This is a genomic window from Bifidobacterium sp. WK012_4_13, from assembly GCF_041080835.1.
Taxonomy (GTDB): domain Bacteria; phylum Actinomycetota; class Actinomycetes; order Actinomycetales; family Bifidobacteriaceae; genus Bombiscardovia; species Bombiscardovia fermentum.
The window spans coordinates 1,830,064-1,848,088 of record NZ_CP129683.1 but is presented as its reverse complement, the minus strand read 5'-3'; the positions used below and the strand labels follow the sequence as shown (position 1 = coordinate 1,848,088).

At 56.4% G+C, this 18,025-nt stretch carries 14 protein-coding genes; 2 read left to right on the top strand and 12 right to left on the bottom strand.

Features of this window, described 5'->3' with window-relative positions; genetic code table 11:
* The first annotated feature begins 89 nt into the window (after window positions 1–89).
* Window positions 90–1,436: a xylose isomerase gene (gene xylA, locus QN062_RS07390; RefSeq protein ID WP_369341184.1), complete on the top strand. Its 1,347-nt coding sequence runs from the start codon at window positions 90–92 to the stop codon at window positions 1,434–1,436.
* Window positions 1,437–1,548: 112 nt separating this feature from the next.
* Here the strand turns inward: xylA and QN062_RS07385 are convergent, their stop codons facing one another.
* Window positions 1,549–3,039, bottom strand: coding sequence for a xylulokinase (locus tag QN062_RS07385; RefSeq protein ID WP_369341183.1), 1,491 nt, complete (start codon window positions 3,037–3,039; stop codon window positions 1,549–1,551).
* A 190-nt stretch (window positions 3,040–3,229) separates the two neighbouring features.
* Between QN062_RS07385 and QN062_RS07380 the strand changes: the two genes are divergently transcribed.
* Complete coding sequence (locus tag QN062_RS07380) at window positions 3,230–4,462, top strand: ROK family protein (protein WP_369341182.1); 1,233 nt, start codon at window positions 3,230–3,232, stop codon at window positions 4,460–4,462.
* 53 nt (window positions 4,463–4,515) lie between these two features.
* On the opposite strand, the gene QN062_RS07375 is transcribed toward QN062_RS07380, so the two are convergent.
* From QN062_RS07375 to QN062_RS07325, 11 genes are all read right to left on the bottom strand, one after another.
* Window positions 4,516–6,282 (bottom strand): dipeptide ABC transporter ATP-binding protein, encoded by a 1,767-nt coding sequence (locus QN062_RS07375; protein WP_369341181.1) that lies wholly within the window; start codon window positions 6,280–6,282, stop codon window positions 4,516–4,518.
* Window positions 6,275–7,438, bottom strand: coding sequence for an ABC transporter permease (locus QN062_RS07370; RefSeq protein WP_369341180.1), 1,164 nt, complete (start codon window positions 7,436–7,438; stop codon window positions 6,275–6,277). Before QN062_RS07370 ends, QN062_RS07375 begins: the two co-directional genes overlap by 8 nt.
* A gap of 2 nt (window positions 7,439–7,440) precedes the next feature.
* The gene (locus tag QN062_RS07365; protein ID WP_369342574.1) at window positions 7,441–8,529 is read right to left on the bottom strand and encodes an ABC transporter permease; all 1,089 of its coding nucleotides are present in this window, start codon (window positions 8,527–8,529) and stop codon (window positions 7,441–7,443) included.
* A 126-nt stretch (window positions 8,530–8,655) separates the two neighbouring features.
* Window positions 8,656–10,287, bottom strand: a complete 1,632-nt coding sequence (locus QN062_RS07360) for an ABC transporter substrate-binding protein (protein WP_369341179.1) — start codon at window positions 10,285–10,287, stop codon at window positions 8,656–8,658.
* Window positions 10,288–10,493: 206 nt separating this feature from the next.
* Complete coding sequence (locus QN062_RS07355) at window positions 10,494–11,183, bottom strand: MgtC/SapB family protein (RefSeq protein ID WP_369341178.1); 690 nt, start codon at window positions 11,181–11,183, stop codon at window positions 10,494–10,496.
* Window positions 11,184–11,187: 4 nt separating this feature from the next.
* Entirely contained in the window at window positions 11,188–12,528 is a 1,341-nt protein-coding gene (locus QN062_RS07350) for a serine/threonine protein phosphatase (protein ID WP_369341177.1), read from the bottom strand.
* 5 nt (window positions 12,529–12,533) lie between these two features.
* The gene (locus QN062_RS07345) at window positions 12,534–13,652 is read right to left on the bottom strand and encodes an ABC transporter ATP-binding protein (RefSeq protein ID WP_369341176.1); all 1,119 of its coding nucleotides are present in this window, start codon (window positions 13,650–13,652) and stop codon (window positions 12,534–12,536) included.
* An 11-nt stretch (window positions 13,653–13,663) separates the two neighbouring features.
* Entirely contained in the window at window positions 13,664–14,515 is an 852-nt protein-coding gene (locus tag QN062_RS07340) for an ABC transporter permease (RefSeq protein ID WP_369341175.1), read from the bottom strand.
* Window positions 14,503–15,351: an ABC transporter permease gene (locus tag QN062_RS07335; RefSeq protein WP_369341174.1), complete on the bottom strand. Its 849-nt coding sequence runs from the start codon at window positions 15,349–15,351 to the stop codon at window positions 14,503–14,505. Before QN062_RS07335 ends, QN062_RS07340 begins: the two co-directional genes overlap by 13 nt.
* 57 nt (window positions 15,352–15,408) lie before the next feature.
* Window positions 15,409–16,533: an ABC transporter substrate-binding protein gene (locus QN062_RS07330; protein ID WP_369341173.1), complete on the bottom strand. Its 1,125-nt coding sequence runs from the start codon at window positions 16,531–16,533 to the stop codon at window positions 15,409–15,411.
* Between the two features lie 226 nt (window positions 16,534–16,759).
* Entirely contained in the window at window positions 16,760–18,001 is a 1,242-nt protein-coding gene (locus QN062_RS07325; protein ID WP_369341172.1) for an acyltransferase family protein, read from the bottom strand.
* Between the last annotated feature and the right edge of the window lie 24 nt (window positions 18,002–18,025).

Here is an 18,025-nt window from a genome sequence, read left to right as displayed (position 1 = left end):
TTTGACAAACATGTTCGACACTCTTATCATTTCTGTAACACCGGGCAGCGAAGCCCGGTTCATATTCGTTTCAAGCAAAGGAGCAGCACATGGACCTGTGGAATGTCGAGAAAGTAGCATACGTGGGGCGAACGCGAGGCCCGCAGGAATCACTTGCCTTCCATTACTACGATGCCGAACGCGTCGTAGCCGGCAGGAAGATGAAGGACTGGATGAGATTCGGCGTCGCATGGTGGCACACCTTCAACCAGGAACTCGTCGATCCCTTTGGCGTAGGAACCGCGCACCGTGCATACTACAAATACACCGATCCGATGGACCAGGCGCTGGCAAAGGTGGACTACGCATTCGAGCTCTTCACGAAGCTAGGAGTCGAATACTTCTGCTTCCATGACCGCGACATCGCGCCAGAAGGAGACACTCTTCGCGAGACCAACGCAAATCTCGACAGGGTCGTCGCCAAGATCGAAGAGAACATGAAGGCGACCGGCGTGAAGCTCCTGTGGAACACCTCCTCGCTGTTCACCAATCCTCGCTTCGTCTCAGGGGCCGCGACCTCACCATTCGCCGACATCTATGCCTATGCAGGCGGGCAACTCAAGAAAAGCCTCGAGATCGGCAAACGGCTCGGCGCTGAGAACTATGTGTTCTGGGGTGGGCGCGAAGGCTATGAGAATCTGTGGAACACGGAAATGAAGCGTGAAACCGACCATATCGCCCGCTTCTTCCATCTATGCGCCGACTATGCGGATGAAATCGGCTTCAACGCCCAGTTCCTCATCGAACCCAAGCCCAAGGAACCGACGCTGCACCAATATGACTTCGATGCCGCGACCGCCATCGAATTCCTGCGAGCCCACGATCTCACAGATACCTTCAAGCTCAATCTGGAAGGAAACCATGCAAACCTTGCAGGCCATACCTACCAGCACGAGATACGCGTCGCCCGAGAGTCCGGCTTCCTGGGTTCGCTCGATGCCAACCAGGGAGACAAGCTCATCGGTTGGGACATGGACGAATTCCCGACCGACCTCTACGAAACCGTTGCGGTCATGTGGGAGGTGCTCGCGGCAGGAGGCATCGGCCCCCACGGCGGACTCAACTTTGATGCGAAGCCCCGTCGCTCCTCGTTCACCGAGGAGGATCTCTTCCGCTCGCACGTCGCGGGAATGGACACATACGCGGCAGGACTTCTGGTGGCAGCGCAGATGCATGAGGACAACTACATCGAAAGGCTGCAGGAAACGAGATACAGCTCCTATGACTCCGGCATCGGGCAGAAGATCGACGATGGATCCATCTCTTCCCTCGCGCAGCTTGAAGACCATGCGCTTGACATTCCACAGGCCGACCTGATCGCCGCAACCAAGTCCGATCACCTCGAATCGGTCAAGGCCACCATCAACAACTACATCATCGACGCCTTGGCAGAATAGAACAGTTCTCTGGCATCAAACTCCTTCGAAGCCCCCGTTTGCGAGCACATTGCAGGCGGGGGCTTGTGCATGACGAGGAAGATGTCCGCCGCATGCAGGAAAGACACTGCCTTCAGCCACGGTATTGCACATACTGTCGATACACGCGTTCGTACGCAGGCGATGAGAGCCGTCGATCGATCGTCAGCGGCCACTCCGGAGGCTCTGAGGAACGGGACAATGCCCAGGATGCCTGGCGTGCGGCACCAATGGCAACGTATTCGTCGGCATGGGGAAGCATCACATCCATCCCCAGTATTTCGGAAGAGAGCTCACGCACCGCCAAGGAGCGCGATCCCCCACCGATCAGCAGAAGCCGACGAATCGTCACTCCGAGCCTTCCAAGCAGTTCAAGACAATCCCTTTGAGAGCAGAGCAGTCCTTCGACGAATGCCCGCGCCATGTTCTCCCGACTGAGGTTGAGCAAAGTCATGCCATGCAGGGCGGCCTTGGCATCCGGGCGGTTGGGCGTGCGCTCACCGTCGAAATAGGGTATCAGCACAAGCCCATCGGCACCAGGTCTCGCACTGAGGGCAAGCCGGGCCAACTCATCGTATCCAACCCCCAGAGCCTTGCACCCTGCATCAAGAATGCGCGATCCGTTTATCGTGCATGCAAGGGGAAGCCAGCGGCCGGTGCAATCGGCGAATCCTGTGACGGATGCGGTCATGTCTTCTGCCGGAACGGATGAGACAGCCGCAGCCACACCGGAGGTTCCCAGAGAAATCGACACATCCCCAACGCCCATGTTCAACCCGAGCGATGCCATGGCGTTATCCCCTCCGCCCGGTGCAATGATGCAGCCACCTGGAATCGAAGCCCCCGCTATGGCTGGGTCGGCGATGACGGAAGAATCGTCAACCGTTGAAATTCGCGGCAGAACTACGTCTCTGCGATGGAACGCCATTTCAAACAGATCCATCCGATATCGGTTATGGACCGAATCGAAATACCCGGTTCCCGATGCATCGGAACGGTCGGTGAAGATCGCGCCCAAATCGGCGTTGCCACGTTCGACCGGTCCATGACCTGCTATGCGCCAGCTCAGCCAATCATGGGGAAGGCATACGGCAGCGACCTTCGAAGCATGCTCGGGTTCGTTGGCTGCCAACCATGCGACCTTGGTGATCGTCAGCGAGGCGACCGGCGAGGATCCCACTGCCCTGGCCCACCGCTGCCGGCCGCGCGCGACCGGATCATCGCTGAGCTCTTGCTCGTCGGCGCCCTTCCCTGCCGCGCCCAGCTGGCGAATGAGTTCCTCAGCGTTGGGCGCGGAGCGAGTGTCATTCCACAGCAGGGCATCACGAACAACCCGACCTTGATGGTCCAGAGTCACCATGCCGTGCTGCTGTCCGCCGACGGCCAGCGCACTCACATCGTCGAGCCCGCCTGCCTGCTTCGAGGCTTCAAGGAACGCCTTCCACCAGGAATCCGGATCGACGCTCGTGCCATCCGGGTGCTTCGCCTGCCCGAACCGAACCAGCGCCCCAGAGTCTGCATCCGTTACGCGAACCTTTGTCGACTGCGTGGAAGTATCGATTCCCGCGACCAGAATCTGGCTCATGGCATCTCCCTTTCATGAATGTGTTCCTCTTACGACAGCGTAAGCACCCTTATATAGTTTATTCATTATACTATACTGAATTGACTGCCCTTGTCTGTTTGCCAACCTGCCATGCCTTTCGGGGCCTGCCTCCACGTCATCGACGAGAAACATTGTTACAGTGGGTCTCATGCACAACGAAAGGATTCGCATGGCTTCTCTGAAGAGCATCAATCAGGATGATTTGCGCAACCACAACCTTTCGGTCCTGCTCGACACCATACTACGATCTCAGACCCCATTGAGCCGCGCCGAACTGGCAAAGGCGACCGGTCTGACAAAGGCTACGATTTCACTGCTTGTCGCACTGCTTCTATCGGCGAATATAGTCAAGGAGGGATCGCCGAGCGTCCCACCGATGCACGGTCGTCCCAGCACACCCCTGCATCTTGATGGCAGGGGCTTCTGCGCAATCGGTCTGCAGATCAACACGGACGGATTTGGCTTCATCGCCCTGGACATCAAGGGCGACGTCATTGCACAGCAATGGGTGAGCGAACCCATGGAGGATCGAGATCCGGATGACATCTTCAGTCGGCTCGAAGACCTCGTCAGGGATGGGGAAGTCGCAATCGCCCGATGCAAGAAGGTGATCGTCGGCTCCGCGCTTGCCCTGCCAGGTCTTGTGACGGAAGACTACAGGCTGCTTTCCGCGCGAAATCTGGGCTGGGAGAACCTTGAACTGAAACGGTTCAATCTTGTCAGGCGTCTCAACCCACGCATCGACAATGAGGCTAACATGGCAGCGCTGTCGCAGATACCAGGCTTTGCCATGCAACGCAAGGAACAGGGACTCGTCAATCCTTCCGAATCCTTCATCTACCTGTCGACGGACATCGGCATTGGCGGCGCGGTCGTCCGTGACGGCCAGGTTCAGCGAGGCAACCACGGATTCGCCGGGGAACTTGGGCATATCTCCGTTGACCTGAACGGTCCGGTATGCCAATGCGGCAGGAATGGATGCCTGGAATCATATGCCGGGCGAAAGGCCCTCATCACGGCATCGGGACTCGATCCGGACCCTGCATCCTCTCCCAGCGAGGTCATGGATGAATTGGAAAGGCGCTGGAACCTGGGCGATGCACAGACGCTGAAGACCATGAAGATGGCCGCGAAGGCCCTTGCATCCGGGCTTGCCACCACCATCAACATCCTGGACATAGACAAGGTGATATTGGGAGGCTTGTGGGGTCGATTCGGAGACGACCTCGCAAGGAGGATCGAAGATCAGGTGAACGCGCAGATACTTGGCTTCCCGGAGAGACAGGCGCACGTCTATCTCTCCGATTGCAACATGAGGCCGGCGCTTCTCGGAGCGGCCCAGGTGGGATTGCGCCGCCTTCTAGACAACCCACTTGAATTCATCCTCGAAGCCCATGATTAGGCCATAGGTCACCCTGTGACCCCGATCCGCGTTCCGGGACGATTCGGACAGGCTCACTGCTGTCTCAGCAACTCCCTGAGTCGATCTCGATGCCGCTGCTGTTCGCGTGGGTCCGGAACCGGCAGCGAAGCAAGAAGCTTCTGCGTGTAGGAATTCTGGGGATTGAGCATGATCTGGCTGGCCTCGTCATGCTCGACGATGCTCCCCTTGTGCATCACCATGATGCGGTCCGCAAGCATGTCCACTACCGCCAGGTCATGGGTTATGAACAGGCATGCAAAGCCAATCTCAATCTGCAGTCGCTTGAAGAGCTGAAGCACCTTGGCCTGCACCGACACATCCAAGGCGGAAGTCGGCTCGTCAGCGATTATCAACGACGGCTTGAGTGCCAATGCACGGGCCAGCGATGCACGCTGACGCTGTCCTCCGGACAGCTCATGAGGAAAGCGGTTCATATAGGTACGGGGAAGCTGCACCATCTCCAGAAGATCGCCTACGTAATCGTTGGCGTCACTTACGGAAGAATACTTCTTATGCACCAGCAGCGGTTCGGCAACATTCTCGGCAATGGTCATCAGCGGATTGAACGAACTGCCAGGATCCTGGAACACGAATCCGATGTCAGCACGCTTTGGCTTGAAATCGCGCTCCTTGAAACCATTCATCTCAGATCCGAGCACCTTGAGCGAGCCGCCGGAAATCCTCTGCAGCCCCGCAATCGCGCGACCCGTCGTGGACTTTCCCGAACCTGACTCACCCACGAGCCCCAGCACCTCTGAACGATGAATCGTAAAATCCGCGTCTTTTACGGCCACAAAATCAGGCTGCAGCAGATGCCCTGGATAGGTGATCGTCACGCCCTTCGCTTCCACGGCGATGGGCTGCGTGCGCCAGTCGGCCTTGCGCTCGATGGCCACGCCTTCATCATTTCGCACGACAAGCTTCTGACCGATTCTCGGAACCGCAGCCAAGAGCCGCTTGGTGTAATCATCCTTGGGATGATAGAAAATCTGATCGACATCGCCCTGCTCGACCACATGGCCGCGATACATCACCACGACCTGATCGGCGATATCTGCGATGACGCCCATGTTGTGGGTGATGATGAGCACGCTGGCATCGAATTCATCGCGAGCCAGCCTGAGCAGATCGAGAATCTCAGCCTGCACCGTCACGTCAAGAGCTGTGGTCGGCTCGTCGGCGAGAATCAGGCCTGGATTGAGCACCAATGCCATGGCAATCACAATGCGCTGCTTCTGGCCTCCTGAGAACTGATGAGGATAGTAATCCACACGGGTCTTGGCGTCTGGAATGCCGACTTTCTGCAAAATATCAATCGCCTTGGCGCGAAGTTCCTTCTTCCCCTTCATGCCATGTGCACGCAGACCCTCTTCAATCTGCCAGCCAATCGTATAGACCGGATTGAGCACGGAATTCGGCTCCTGGAACACCATCGCCGCTTCTTCGCCACGCATATGCTGCAGGTCTTCAGACTTCAGCGAGAGGACATCAAGCTCCTCGCTGCCGTCTCTGCGGGACAGATAGATTGCACCGGACGTGGTTGCGGTCTCTGGAAGCAGCTTGATGATTGACCGGGCGGTTACGGACTTTCCCGAACCGGATTCGCCGACAACGCCGACAACCGTTTTCTTCGGAATTGAAAAACTGATGTTGTCGATCGCCTTGATCGAACCGGCATCGGTCATGAACGAGACGCTCAGGTTCTTGATCTGCGCCAGATTGTTGCCGGTCGCAGCCGATGACTCCTGCTGCACTTCTGCCGAGCCTCGGACCGGCTGAGCCACTGTGCCGTCACTCATGTTGACCTCCTTCGACCTCGTTGGCCCCCGACGCCGCTCCTGAATCAGCTCCCGACTCATCTGCAACGGGAATGCTTCTGTGCAAGGCAAACACCTCTTCGGTGGCCTCGTTGTCTGGACCGGCCTTTTCACTGGGGTCAACGGATGTGTCCTCAATCGAACCGATCACTTCTCCGGCTGACTTGCGGGCACGCAGGCGCGGATCTGCCAAATCATTCAACGACTCGCCGACGAGGGTGATTCCGAGAACGATCAGCACGATTGCCACGCCAGGGAAGATCGACGTCCACCAGATGCCAGCCGTCACATCGGCGACTGCACGGTTCAGGTCGTAGCCCCATTCTGCAGCCGAGGTGGGCTCGATGCCGAAACCGAGGAATCCAAGACCTGCAAGCGTGAGAATCGCCTCGGAGGAATTCAGGGTCAGAATAACCGGCAGCGTTCTTGTGGAGTTCTTCAGCAGGTGCTTGGTCATGATGCGCCAGGTCGACGCTCCGACGACCTTTGCCGATTCGACGTACGCCGATTCCTTGATGCGTATGACCTCGGCTCGTATCGTTCTGAAGTACTGCGGTATATACACCACCGTTATGGAAATGCCCGAGGCAAGGATGCCGCCGGCCAGACTCGACTGCCCGCCGGAAATCATGATTGCCATCAGGATTGCGAGCAGCAGCGACGGGAACGAATAGATCGCATCGGCTATGACCACGAGCACTCGATCTATCCATCCACCGAAGTAACCGGATACCAGGCCGAGCAGCACGCCGAGGAACAGCGAGAGGATGACTGCGACGATGATCGCGATGATCGCCGTGCGAGCACCCCAGACCGTGCGGCTGAACACATCGAAGCCACCGACCGTCGTTCCCCAGATATGCGCTGAGCTCGGCGCTGCCTGCGTGGGGAAGGCATGACCCGCGGCATCAGTGCTTTGCGCAAATCCATAAGGGGCGATGACCGGTGCGAACAGGGCAAGCAGGACGAACACCGCAGTAATCGCAAGACCGGTTATCAGCATGCCTCGCTGCCAGCCTACGGCGATGCGAAGTTCGCGAATGATGGGCAGCTTGGCAAGCGGCGAACTCGGCCTGTTCTTGAGGTTCTGAAGTCTGGTGTCACCTGGGACGGTGACGATTTGAGGATCTGATGCCATTTTCAGTACCTCACTCTCGGGTCAATCATGGCGCTCACGATATCAACGATGAAGTTCACGACCGAAACGATTATCGCGATCAGAATCACGATACCCTGCACTGCGACGAAGTCACGGGCCTTGAGATACTGGGCAAGCATGAAGCCGAGACCCTTCCACTCGAAGGTGGTCTCCGTGAGCACCGCACCCGCAAGCATCAGTGCGATCTGCATGCCCATGACCGTGATGATGGGTATGAGCGCAGGCTTCCATGCATGCTTGGATAGCAGCCGGCCCTCGGATACGCCCCTCGAACGTGCAGCGTCCACATAGCCGGAAGTGTATGTGGATATGACGTTGGTGCGAACGAGCCTGATGAACACACCAGCGGTGAGCAATCCCAACGAGAGTGCCGGCAGGATCGCATGCAGCAGCACATCGCCAAGGACCTGCATGTTTCCCAGTTGGAAAGCATCAATGATGTACAGTCCCGTAGGCGAGACAAGCCTGTCGAACTGTATCGTCGAGCTCAGCGACGACCTGCCTGAACTTGGCAGGATCCCAAGCCATACGGAAAAGATGAGCTTGAGCACAAGGCCGAGGAAAAACACGGGCGTGGCATAGCACAGGATTGCGAAGACCCGCACGGCCGCGTCCTGGGCCCGGTCACGGTACCTGGCTGCAAGTCGGCCGAGGGGGATTCCAATGACCAGCGCAACGATGAGCGAAAGAATGGAAAGCTCGAGGGTCGCGGCCCCATATTGGGTCAGAATCGAGCTCACTGGCTGATTGTCAGTCAGCGTCGTTCCCAGGTTGCCATGCAGAAGGTCTGAAAGATAGGAAAGATACTGCACGATGAGTGGACGGTCGTAGCCGGCTGCATGAATGCGACGCTGCAGTTCCGCAGGAGCCAGTCGCCCACCCAGGGCGGCCGATATTGGGTCGCCGGTGGCACGCATGACGAAGAAAACAACGGTCACAAGAATAAAAACTGTGGGAATGATGAGCAGGAACCTGGTCACCACGAAGCGGAAGAATCCGCCTGATATTCTATTTTTCTTAGCCTTGACCTTCACCGGGGCTTTCGGCTGGGAATCACCTTCCACCGGCATCCCTTGGATACTGCCTTCTGACACATGAACTCCTTAATCGCAAATACGAACAGACGGGCCGCTCAGGCGGTGCAATCAGCCTTTCACAATGCTGCATGCACCACTTGAGCGGTCGAGGAATCGTTGTCAGGACTTGGTTATCGAAGCGTAGCGGAAGCGGAAGGATGCGTCGAGAACGACACCCTTGACACTTTTGCCCGTCACCGCGACCTGAGAACCCTGAAGCAGCGGAATCGTCGAAAGATCCTGGGTTTCTAGGGTCTGTATCTGCTTGAGCAGCTTCTCACGAGCGGATACATCCTGTTCGCCCGCCTGCTTTACGATAAGCGAGTTGACAGTGCTGTTCGAGTATCCATTGTTGATGAAGTTGCCGTCCCTGAAGAATGGCGAGAGATAGTTGTCAGGATCGGAATAGTCAGGGAACCAGCCGAGCTGATACACAGGATATGAGCCATCTGAGGAATCGGTCACGACACGTTCCTTGTTGTATTGGGTCCATTCAGTCTGCTGAAGATTCACCTTGAACAGGTTGTCCTTTTCGAGCTGGGTCTTTATCGCCGCATACTCGTCCGCCGATGATGCGCCATAATGATCTGAATTGTACTGAATGTTCAGGGTGACTGGCGTCGCCACTCCGGCGTCTTGAAGTGCCTTCTTGGCCTTCGCCGCGTCAGGGGCGCCCTTGCCGTTGCCATATGCGGTCTTGAGGGTATCCTCATGGCCGGTCAGACCTTCTGGAATGTAGGAATACATGGGCGTATATGTGTTCTTGTAGACCGAGCTCGCGAGATCGTCACGGTCGATCAGATCGGCAACCGCGTGGCGCACGGCCGTCGCCTTGCTGACGCTGGCATCCTTCTGAGCCGTGCCGTATGGCTGGGTCTTGAAGTTGAATGTCAGGAATCGCTCCTCGCCACCAGGGCCCTTGACGACCTTGACCTTGCTGTTCTTCGACAGGCTGGAGATGTCCGTCGGCGTCAGTGAACGGTATGCGACGTCAACCTGCCCCTCTTGCACTGCAAGCTTGAGATTCGACGTGTTCGCGAAGTACTGCACATCCACATTCGAGTTCTTCGCAGGAGTCAGACCCTTGTAGCTGGTGTTCTTGGCATAGGAGAGGGCCTCGTTGAGCTTGAACGAGGTCAGCTTGTATGGGCCGGCGAACGCATCGTCCTTGACGATGGTATTTGCGCTTGTCAGCTTGTCGGCCGAAAAGACCTGATCGTCGACAATCGGGCCTGCGGGGCTGGAAAGAACCTGCTTCAAGGTCACGTCATTGGCAACCGAATCCTTGAACACCACCGTGTTGTCATCAGGCGTGGAGATGGATTCGATGTTCGCCAGCAATGACGAAGGGCCGTTGGGGTCGTTTATCTTCTTGATTCGATCGAACGAGAACTTGACATCCTTCGAGTTCAGGGTGTCGCCGTTGGCGAACTTCAGGCCGGACTTGAGCTTGACGGTGAATTCGGTGCCGTCGCTGCTCCAGGTGCCTGCGTCTGCTGCGATGTCAGGGCTTACGGATGATGAATTGTAGTTTTGCGCGTACAGGAATGGGAATACCTGAATCTGTACGGCGTATGAGCCATTGTCGTATGAGCCCGCAGGGTCAAGGCTGACGATCTGGTCGGTGGTTCCGATTGTTATGGCCTTGCTTCCGCTAGCGCTCGAATCCGATTTGACTCCCCCGCAGGCTGCCAGCGAAGCAACCGCTGTCACACATGTGACAACCGCAATTACGCGTTTCTTGAATGACAAGAGTATCTCCCCCTATGTTGATGAACCAAATTAACCATGCCCCAAATAATTTGGTAGTTAGTGACGATAGGAAGCATTTGTTGCTCTTAGGTTTCCAATGTGTGTAAGTAAGGGTGGATTCCGCATGGATCGAACAATGCCAAGGAGAGCGCCAGCGGAGGTTCAAGGAGAGCGGCGCCTGTCTGGCCCCCCTCATCAATACACGTCTACGTCTCTGCCTCGTCGTCGATCGAGATGCCCCTGATCCCATCAATCTGCATGATGGCATCCATGGTCTCCGGAGAGATGCTGCCATTGACCTTTACGCCGACGACCGCGCCAGACCATGAATTCCGCTCGATCTGGCGTGACGACATCACCTGGGCATCGAACCCCGCAGCGCTGAGTTGCAAAAGCGCGTTGCGCAGGGAGCCCTTGCCGTTCTCGTATGCGATCTGCAGAACGGAAACGTGAAAACGCCTCAACGCCCTGTATGCCAAGGGTGCAACCAGCAGCACCGTGAGGAAATAGCAGAATGTGACCAAAAGAACAAGTATCTGCAGATTGAATGCGGCGCCCATGCCGATCGCTGCGGAGACCCAGATCCCGGCGGCCGTCGTCAGTCCCCTGACTCTGCTCTTGTTATAGAAGATTACGCCCGCACCGATGAACCCGATTCCCGAGACAATCTGAGCGGCGATCCGCGAGCCATCCCAATTCATCCCAGAAGCGCGAACCGCCTCGTATCCAAGAACCGAACTCAGCGAGAAGAGCCAGCTGCCAAGCCCGACAAGTATGTTCGTCCGAATTCCTGCATTCTTGCCATGATATTCGCGTTCCAGACCGATGCATCCGCAGAGAACCATGGTAAGGGCGAGAGATACGAATTGGGATGCCTGAGGAATTACGATATTCAATGGATTAATGCTCCTTCACATTGACCTGTCTACCCATCATATCCTTCGCCAGCATTATGACCGCCTTCGATGCCACGGCCAGCGCTCCCACGCCGATGGCGGGATGACGCAGCAGATTGCGCATGCCAGAGGCATCCGAGACCATGTATTCACCTGCCAGCAAACGAATCGGATCGTGCGCTCGCCGCCCAACAAGATCTCCATAGGTGAGCAGTCTGGTCTCATAGCTCTCCGGGGAATCCTCCTGGAACACGAACAGTCTCAACGCCCTCTCCCGCGCCTTCGGCCCATATGAGCAGAACCCGCACGTCGGGGCGTATCCAAGATCGATGCCGTCGACGTGCCCGACAAAGGAATTCTTATGGTCGTGCCCACAATACAGGGCAAAGCAGTTTCCCGCATTGCGCAAGGCGGAGACCTCTCCGACGTTTCGTTCCGAACAGCAGGGGCCCTCCCCCAAAACCGATCCCGGTCTGCATACCTCCCGATTGATGACATAGCATGAGTCGGAGAATCGACGGTATCCCTCAACGGCATGTGGTGTGAACGGCGAAACCCTCTTGAGACATTGATAGAACTCCTCGGGAGGGATGTGCTGAAACACTATGGATGGGATTGCGGCACCATCCTTCTGCTCATGCCCGACGGATCTCCCCAGCCATTCGATGGCATTCGCCGATGGTGCTCCGTATCCACCGCCAGGCTCAAAATCGCCTGAGTTGACCATCACTATGCTCATTGCAGCGGAGCTGCTCCTTGAGGACGATATGTCGATGGAGAAGGTTCCCGGCTCGCATGCGGGACTGACGCAGGACGGGCCGGATGCACCGGTGTGCTCGCTGACGGAAGGATTGATGCAGCCATCAAATTCGCGATACATGTCATCCTGTTCCTCAACAGGGATGCCGCATTGGAAATCATGATTCCCATATGTCACGGCGAATGGAATGTGGTGTGACACGATAGGATCAAGGAACTGACGAAGCGTCGACCTTACCTTCCCACGGGTATTCTCAAGTTTGGAATCAATATCGGCCGCAGGATCCACCGGGTCCGCGCATGGCCGACTGCGCTGGGACAGCAGCTGCTCGACGCGAACCCCCAGACCGATGTGATCCCCATAGGCATTGCCATGCCGAGAGATGAAGGTCTGGGTGTAGGCGGGATCATACCCACGAATCTGGTCTCCGGTGAGCACCACAAGATCGGGATCGGCCCTCTCAATAGCCTGTGATATCAAAGCGATGGCATCGCTGCTCACATTCGGCCCATCCTGCACATCCGCAAGTTGCAGGACGCGGAATGTTCCATCCTTGCGAAAGCTCAATGACCTTGACTGATTCATATGACTCAGCTCCTTTCCGGATGAACGACATGTTCGACCCACGGAATCTCGACTGACTCTGAGATGACCGGCTGCGGTCGTATGGACACACCGACATGTTCACCGACCGAATACTGCTCACCGGAGTCATGCTGCGCGACAAGAGTCAGTGGTCCAACCGACACGGTCGTTCTCTCGATCGAACCGAGGAAGCTCGTCCCCATAACGGTGCCGGCAACCCTACTCTCGTCTTCCCCATGTTCAAGCATCACGTTCTCAGGTCTTACGAACACACGAACGAGCGCCTTGGGGGGCTGCCGGTTCGACAGTGGGACGAGTGTGCCACAGACATCGACATGGGTGCCATCGATGACGGCTGTCTCCAGCCTGTTCGTCTGGCCAACGAAATCGGCGACGAACGAAGTCTTCGGCGCCAGATATAGATCCTTGGGGACCCCGATCTGTTCGATGTCCCCATCGTGCATGACCGCAACGCGATCCGATATTGCGAGCGCCTCTTCCTGGTCATGGGTGACAAAGATCGCGGTTATGCCCAACTTGCGTTGCAGCGCTCGAATCTCATCTCGCAGTTGAACACGTATCTTGGCGTCGAGCGCTGAGAGCGGTTCATCAAGCAGCAGAACCTGTGGATTGACGACGATCGCCCGTGCCAGAGCCACACGCTGCTGTTGGCCGCCCGACAGGTGTGAGGGATAGGCATCCGCGAATCCTTGCAGCCCGACCAGGTCCAGCATCGCTCTGGCCTTTTCCAAGCGCTCGTCCTTTGCCGTCCTCTTAATTTTGAGACCGAAGGCCACATTCTCGATGACACTCATGTTTGGAAAGAGAGAATACTGCTGAAACACCATGCCGATGCCACGTTTCTGCGGCGGGATGCCTACGACGGAACGCTTCCCTATGCTGATGGAACCCTCGGAGATGGATTCAAAGCCGCTGAGGCAACGCAAGGCGGTTGACTTTCCGCAGCCGGATGGCCCGAGCAGGCTGACCATTTCTCCTGCCTTGATTTCCAGATTGAATGCGTGCAGGACCTCCTTGCCGCCATATGCCTTGGTAACATTCGAAAATGTTACGGATTCTCCAGGCACTTGAGCGGGCGCAGACTGCTTTGGGGATGAACTCATGGTAAATCCTTTCAGATCGTTTTCTCACCCGAACGTGATTTTCTTGTGCCTCGGCCGATGCCGCTCACCAGGAAGAGCGCCACGAAAGTGACGACCAGGACTATGAAGGTGATGATCACCGAAAGATATACGTCGCTTTGAGAAATCATCACGAGATCGGTTTGCAGCGTCTCACGATTCAACAGCGAGGCGATCGTATATTCCCCAAGAACGATCGCCGCCGTGATGAGCGTCACCGAGCTTATGCTTCTACGCAGCGAGGGCACGATTATGTCGATGAGGGTCCTCCACCAGCTTGCGCCCAACGATTCCGCTGCCTGGGTGAGCGTCTTGGCATTCATGCCGTCAAGATCCGATGCAATCGTCGTATACACGAAAGGCATCGCAATGATGCCGTATGCAAATGCAAGCGTCCATGTTCCCGATCCCAGGAATTCCGAGAGAACAGAGAATATCGGTGCCAGTCCGACGACCAGAATGATTGCAGGAATCGCTATGGGAAGGAGCATGAATATTCGCATCTTTCTTTGGACCCTCGGAAAGCGCACATCGATCAGGATGATTGCAGGAATGACGACCGCATACTCGATGAGTATGGTCAGTGCGACAAGAAGAAGCGAGTTGACGAGTCCTGAGCCAAGCGAATCCCAGATATCGGTCGTTGACGAGGCGAAGAGCTCAGCCCAGTGCCCTATCGTGAATCCTCCGGTCGACGACCGGAACGTGAAGTACAGCATGCCGATGAGCGGGAAACCCAGAATGATGCAGAACACCGTCAGCACAGTCGCAGTGAACGCCTTCGATGGGCGATCGTAAGGCTTCCATGTTGCGCCTTCACCCGCCTTGTCTTTCATTTCAGCCATGAAGCCGCCTTCCTTTCAGCCAAGGCATACAGAATCACGACAAGGCTCATGATGACGAGCATCCCGACCGCGAAGGCCCCTGCCTGGCCTGAACTGCCAAGTCCCGTCTCGCTGATGAGCGCGGCCCTGACCTGCAGAGGTGCTATCTGGGACCCCTGTGTTATCAATGCAGCAGCCGTCGCATATGCGGAGAAGGCGTTGGCAAACAGCAGCAGGAAGCCTCCCATGAACGATGGGAACAGCACCTGGAACCCCACGCACCTCCAATAGGTGAGCCTGCTGCCTCCAAGGCTTGCAACGGCCTCGGCCAGATTGCTTGTCAATCTTGCCATAGCCGGAAAGAATGTGATGATCATCAGCGGTATCTGGAAGAACAGGTACGGCAGGATCAGACCTTGCGGAGTGTACAGCCACATGCCGTTGCTATAGATGTCAAGCTTCAGCAGGTTCTTGAGGATGAGTGTGATCATGCCCTGACTGCCAAGGGTCGCGATGAACGCGAAGGCGAGCATGACCCCGCCGAATTGGGAAAGGGTGCTCGCCGCAGCGTCAACAAGCCGCCTTACCATTCCATTCTCACTGCAGCCCAGCAGCGCGAAGCACACAATCGCGCCAAGGCATGCGCCGACGAAGGACGTGAGCAGGGAGAGCCAGCAGGAGTTCCAGAAGGCCTTGATCACCCCGGGTTGGGCATAGACGCTGAAGTTGCTCAGCGTCCAGCCGCCGGTGCCACCTTCGAATGCACTCGCAACGACAAGCATCGTCGGGAGGGCGAAGAGCAGCACCACATACACGATGAACGGAGAAAGCCTGAGCGTATTCCTCAAGTTGTTCATTTATTGCGAGCCCCTTTATCTAGAGATGCCGAAGATTCCTCAGAGTTTCGGAACATGTCAGGAAGCGGCGATGGCCGACCATTGCTGCGAAAGCAGGGTATTTGCAGCGTCCGTCTGCTTGTTCGAGGCAAGATTGATCGGATCGGGCAGACCACCTGCCTTGGAAAGCGCCGAAGCATCTATTGTCTTGTCCTTCTCCATGCTCTTTGCGAGAACGGGCAGGGCTCCCGATTTCAGGAATTGGTTCTGCACCTGTGATGAATACACGAATTCCTCCCACAGTCTTGCTGCGGCCGGATGAGGGGCGTTCTTGTTGATCGCCTGATTGTAGTATGCGCCGTATGCGTTCTTCTTGAAGACGACCGTCTTGTAGTTCGAGTTCTGCTTCGCTGCGGCCACATTGAGATAATTCCAATCAATCACCACCGGCGTCTCACCCGAAGCTATGGTCGATGACGTTGCGCCGACCGTGAGGAAATTTCCAGCTGCCTTGAGCTTCTTGAAGAAATTGATGCCCTTTGAAAAATCGTTCAGGGAGCCGCCCTCCTGCAGGGTCGCCCACCCCACTGCGGCAAACGCAGCCCCAGCCTGAGTCGGGTCTCCGTTTATCGCGACCTTTCCCTTGTATTGAGATTTCAGCAGATCGTTCAGACTCTTTGGAGCGCTCACCTTCGACGAGTCATATCCGATTGAGATGACACCCGTATAATCGTTGACGTACAATCCGGTGGTTTCCTTGTTGGCCGTTGGAATCTGACTCCAGTTCGAGACCTTGTACGGAGCATAGTAGCTGGTGTTGGTCGTTGCGACCGACGAGCCAAGGTCAAACACGTCAGGCGCGTTCTTCTGCCCTTTGAGATCCTTGGCGGCCTTGATCTCTTCGGCACTCGATGCCTCTGGATTCGTGGAATTGACCTTGATGCCGTATTTGCTCTCGAAGAGTTTGATGATGTTCCCCCAGTTGGCCCAGTCATCCGGGCAGGCGATCAGAGTGATGGTCCCCTCTGCCTTTGCGGCCTTGACCAGAGCCGTCATTCCACCAAGATCCTTGGCACTCGTCGCGGTCGCAGCCTTGGTGTCAGCCGCATTCGAACTCGATCCACCGCAGGCGGCGAGCGTAAGTCCGATGGCGCTGCATGTCGTGACCGCCAATGCCTTTATCAGAAGATTTCTTAACATCATGACGTCAACTTCTTCCCCTTGATTTCTGTTGAACGATCAGCCTAGAACGCTGTTCCGCATGAACATCGCACGCTTCGATTCCCTCAATGCGTGCCCTTATGCTAAGAGCGCCAAATTAACTGGGTCTAGAAGATTGAAATATTGGGGTATTAAACCATTTACACTCGATACATTCCGGTAATAATGATGCGCGGTGGGCATGAAGGGAAAGGTCTGAGGAACCAGGCTAGTGAGAGAGCCGCAGCATTCGCAATACTGGCTGCCGAGAGAAACGGTCGAAGAGGCATACGAACGAGGCGAATGCAGCTGCGAACAGTATGGCGAATCCAAAAAAGACCACCAGCATGCCAGAGCCCGCCACACCACTGAGCCTGGTTGCCTGTGCCAGCAAGCCATGCATGACGTAGTAGCTTGCCTTGTACCAGAGCTCGTGCATCAGCGACTGGGCTATGTAGAAGCCCAGGATTCCAGGAGCGAGCACGTTGATGGCTGCGATGAATCGAGATCCGCTCTGCGAGTCCAGTCTGACGGACCGCTCGGGCAGTGCGCATATGAGAAGCGCAAGGAGCGCCATCACGAAGGAAAGCACCGAGGTCGATTTGAAGGAGAGCGCATAGAGCAGATCATTGCGCCTTGAGAAGGCAAGGATGCCTGTCAGCATGACGATGCACGCGCACGCCACGAGAATCAGCCATTTCAGTACCTTCGGCGACTTCATGCATTCCACAAGGCCATGCAGCTTCGAATCCTCGGCCGATGACTGTGCCTCCCTCAGACGCCTGCCTATCAGACCTGCGAAAACGAAGGAGAACAGATAGGTTATGGCACTCATCTGCTTGCGCCAATCCCCCAGACCGCGCCCGTCCAGATTGCCCTGATCGAAGAAGGCTATGTATCCGTTGAGCAGATACACCACGACGAGCATGGCGACGACCAGCATCTCAGCCCTGAAACTGCCGATGCGCTCGATCGCCCATGCAATGGCGGGGGCTATGGCCACAAATATGAGATAGAGCCATATGAATTCAAGGTCCATTCCCAGCCAGGTCGAAGCGCCGACCCCGGGAATCGGCATGACATATGCATTGACAAGCAGTGCGATGCCCGCATAGAACGCCAGGGTGACGATGATGACCACGCAGCGCCTGAGCGTGGCGACGCACTGCTGACGCCAGAATCCGACCTGTCTCGACTGAGCTGCCAACGAGGATATCAGGAAGAATCCAGAAATCATGTAGAAGACATGGTTTCCCCATGCGCCAAGCAGATTGACCACGCTCATCAGCCACATGGAAGGAAAGGACTCCGCAAGAAGATTCGCATGGGAGGCGACGGCCTGAGGGTGGATGGCATCCAGACCAGAGGCCTGCTGAAACCAGGCGAGCAGCACATGAAATGCTGAGATGCCAATGATCGCACAGACTCGAAGGAACTCGATGCGCTCGTTTCTCATTTTCTTGGAGCGCATCTCATTCCTCGATTCCTGTGAACA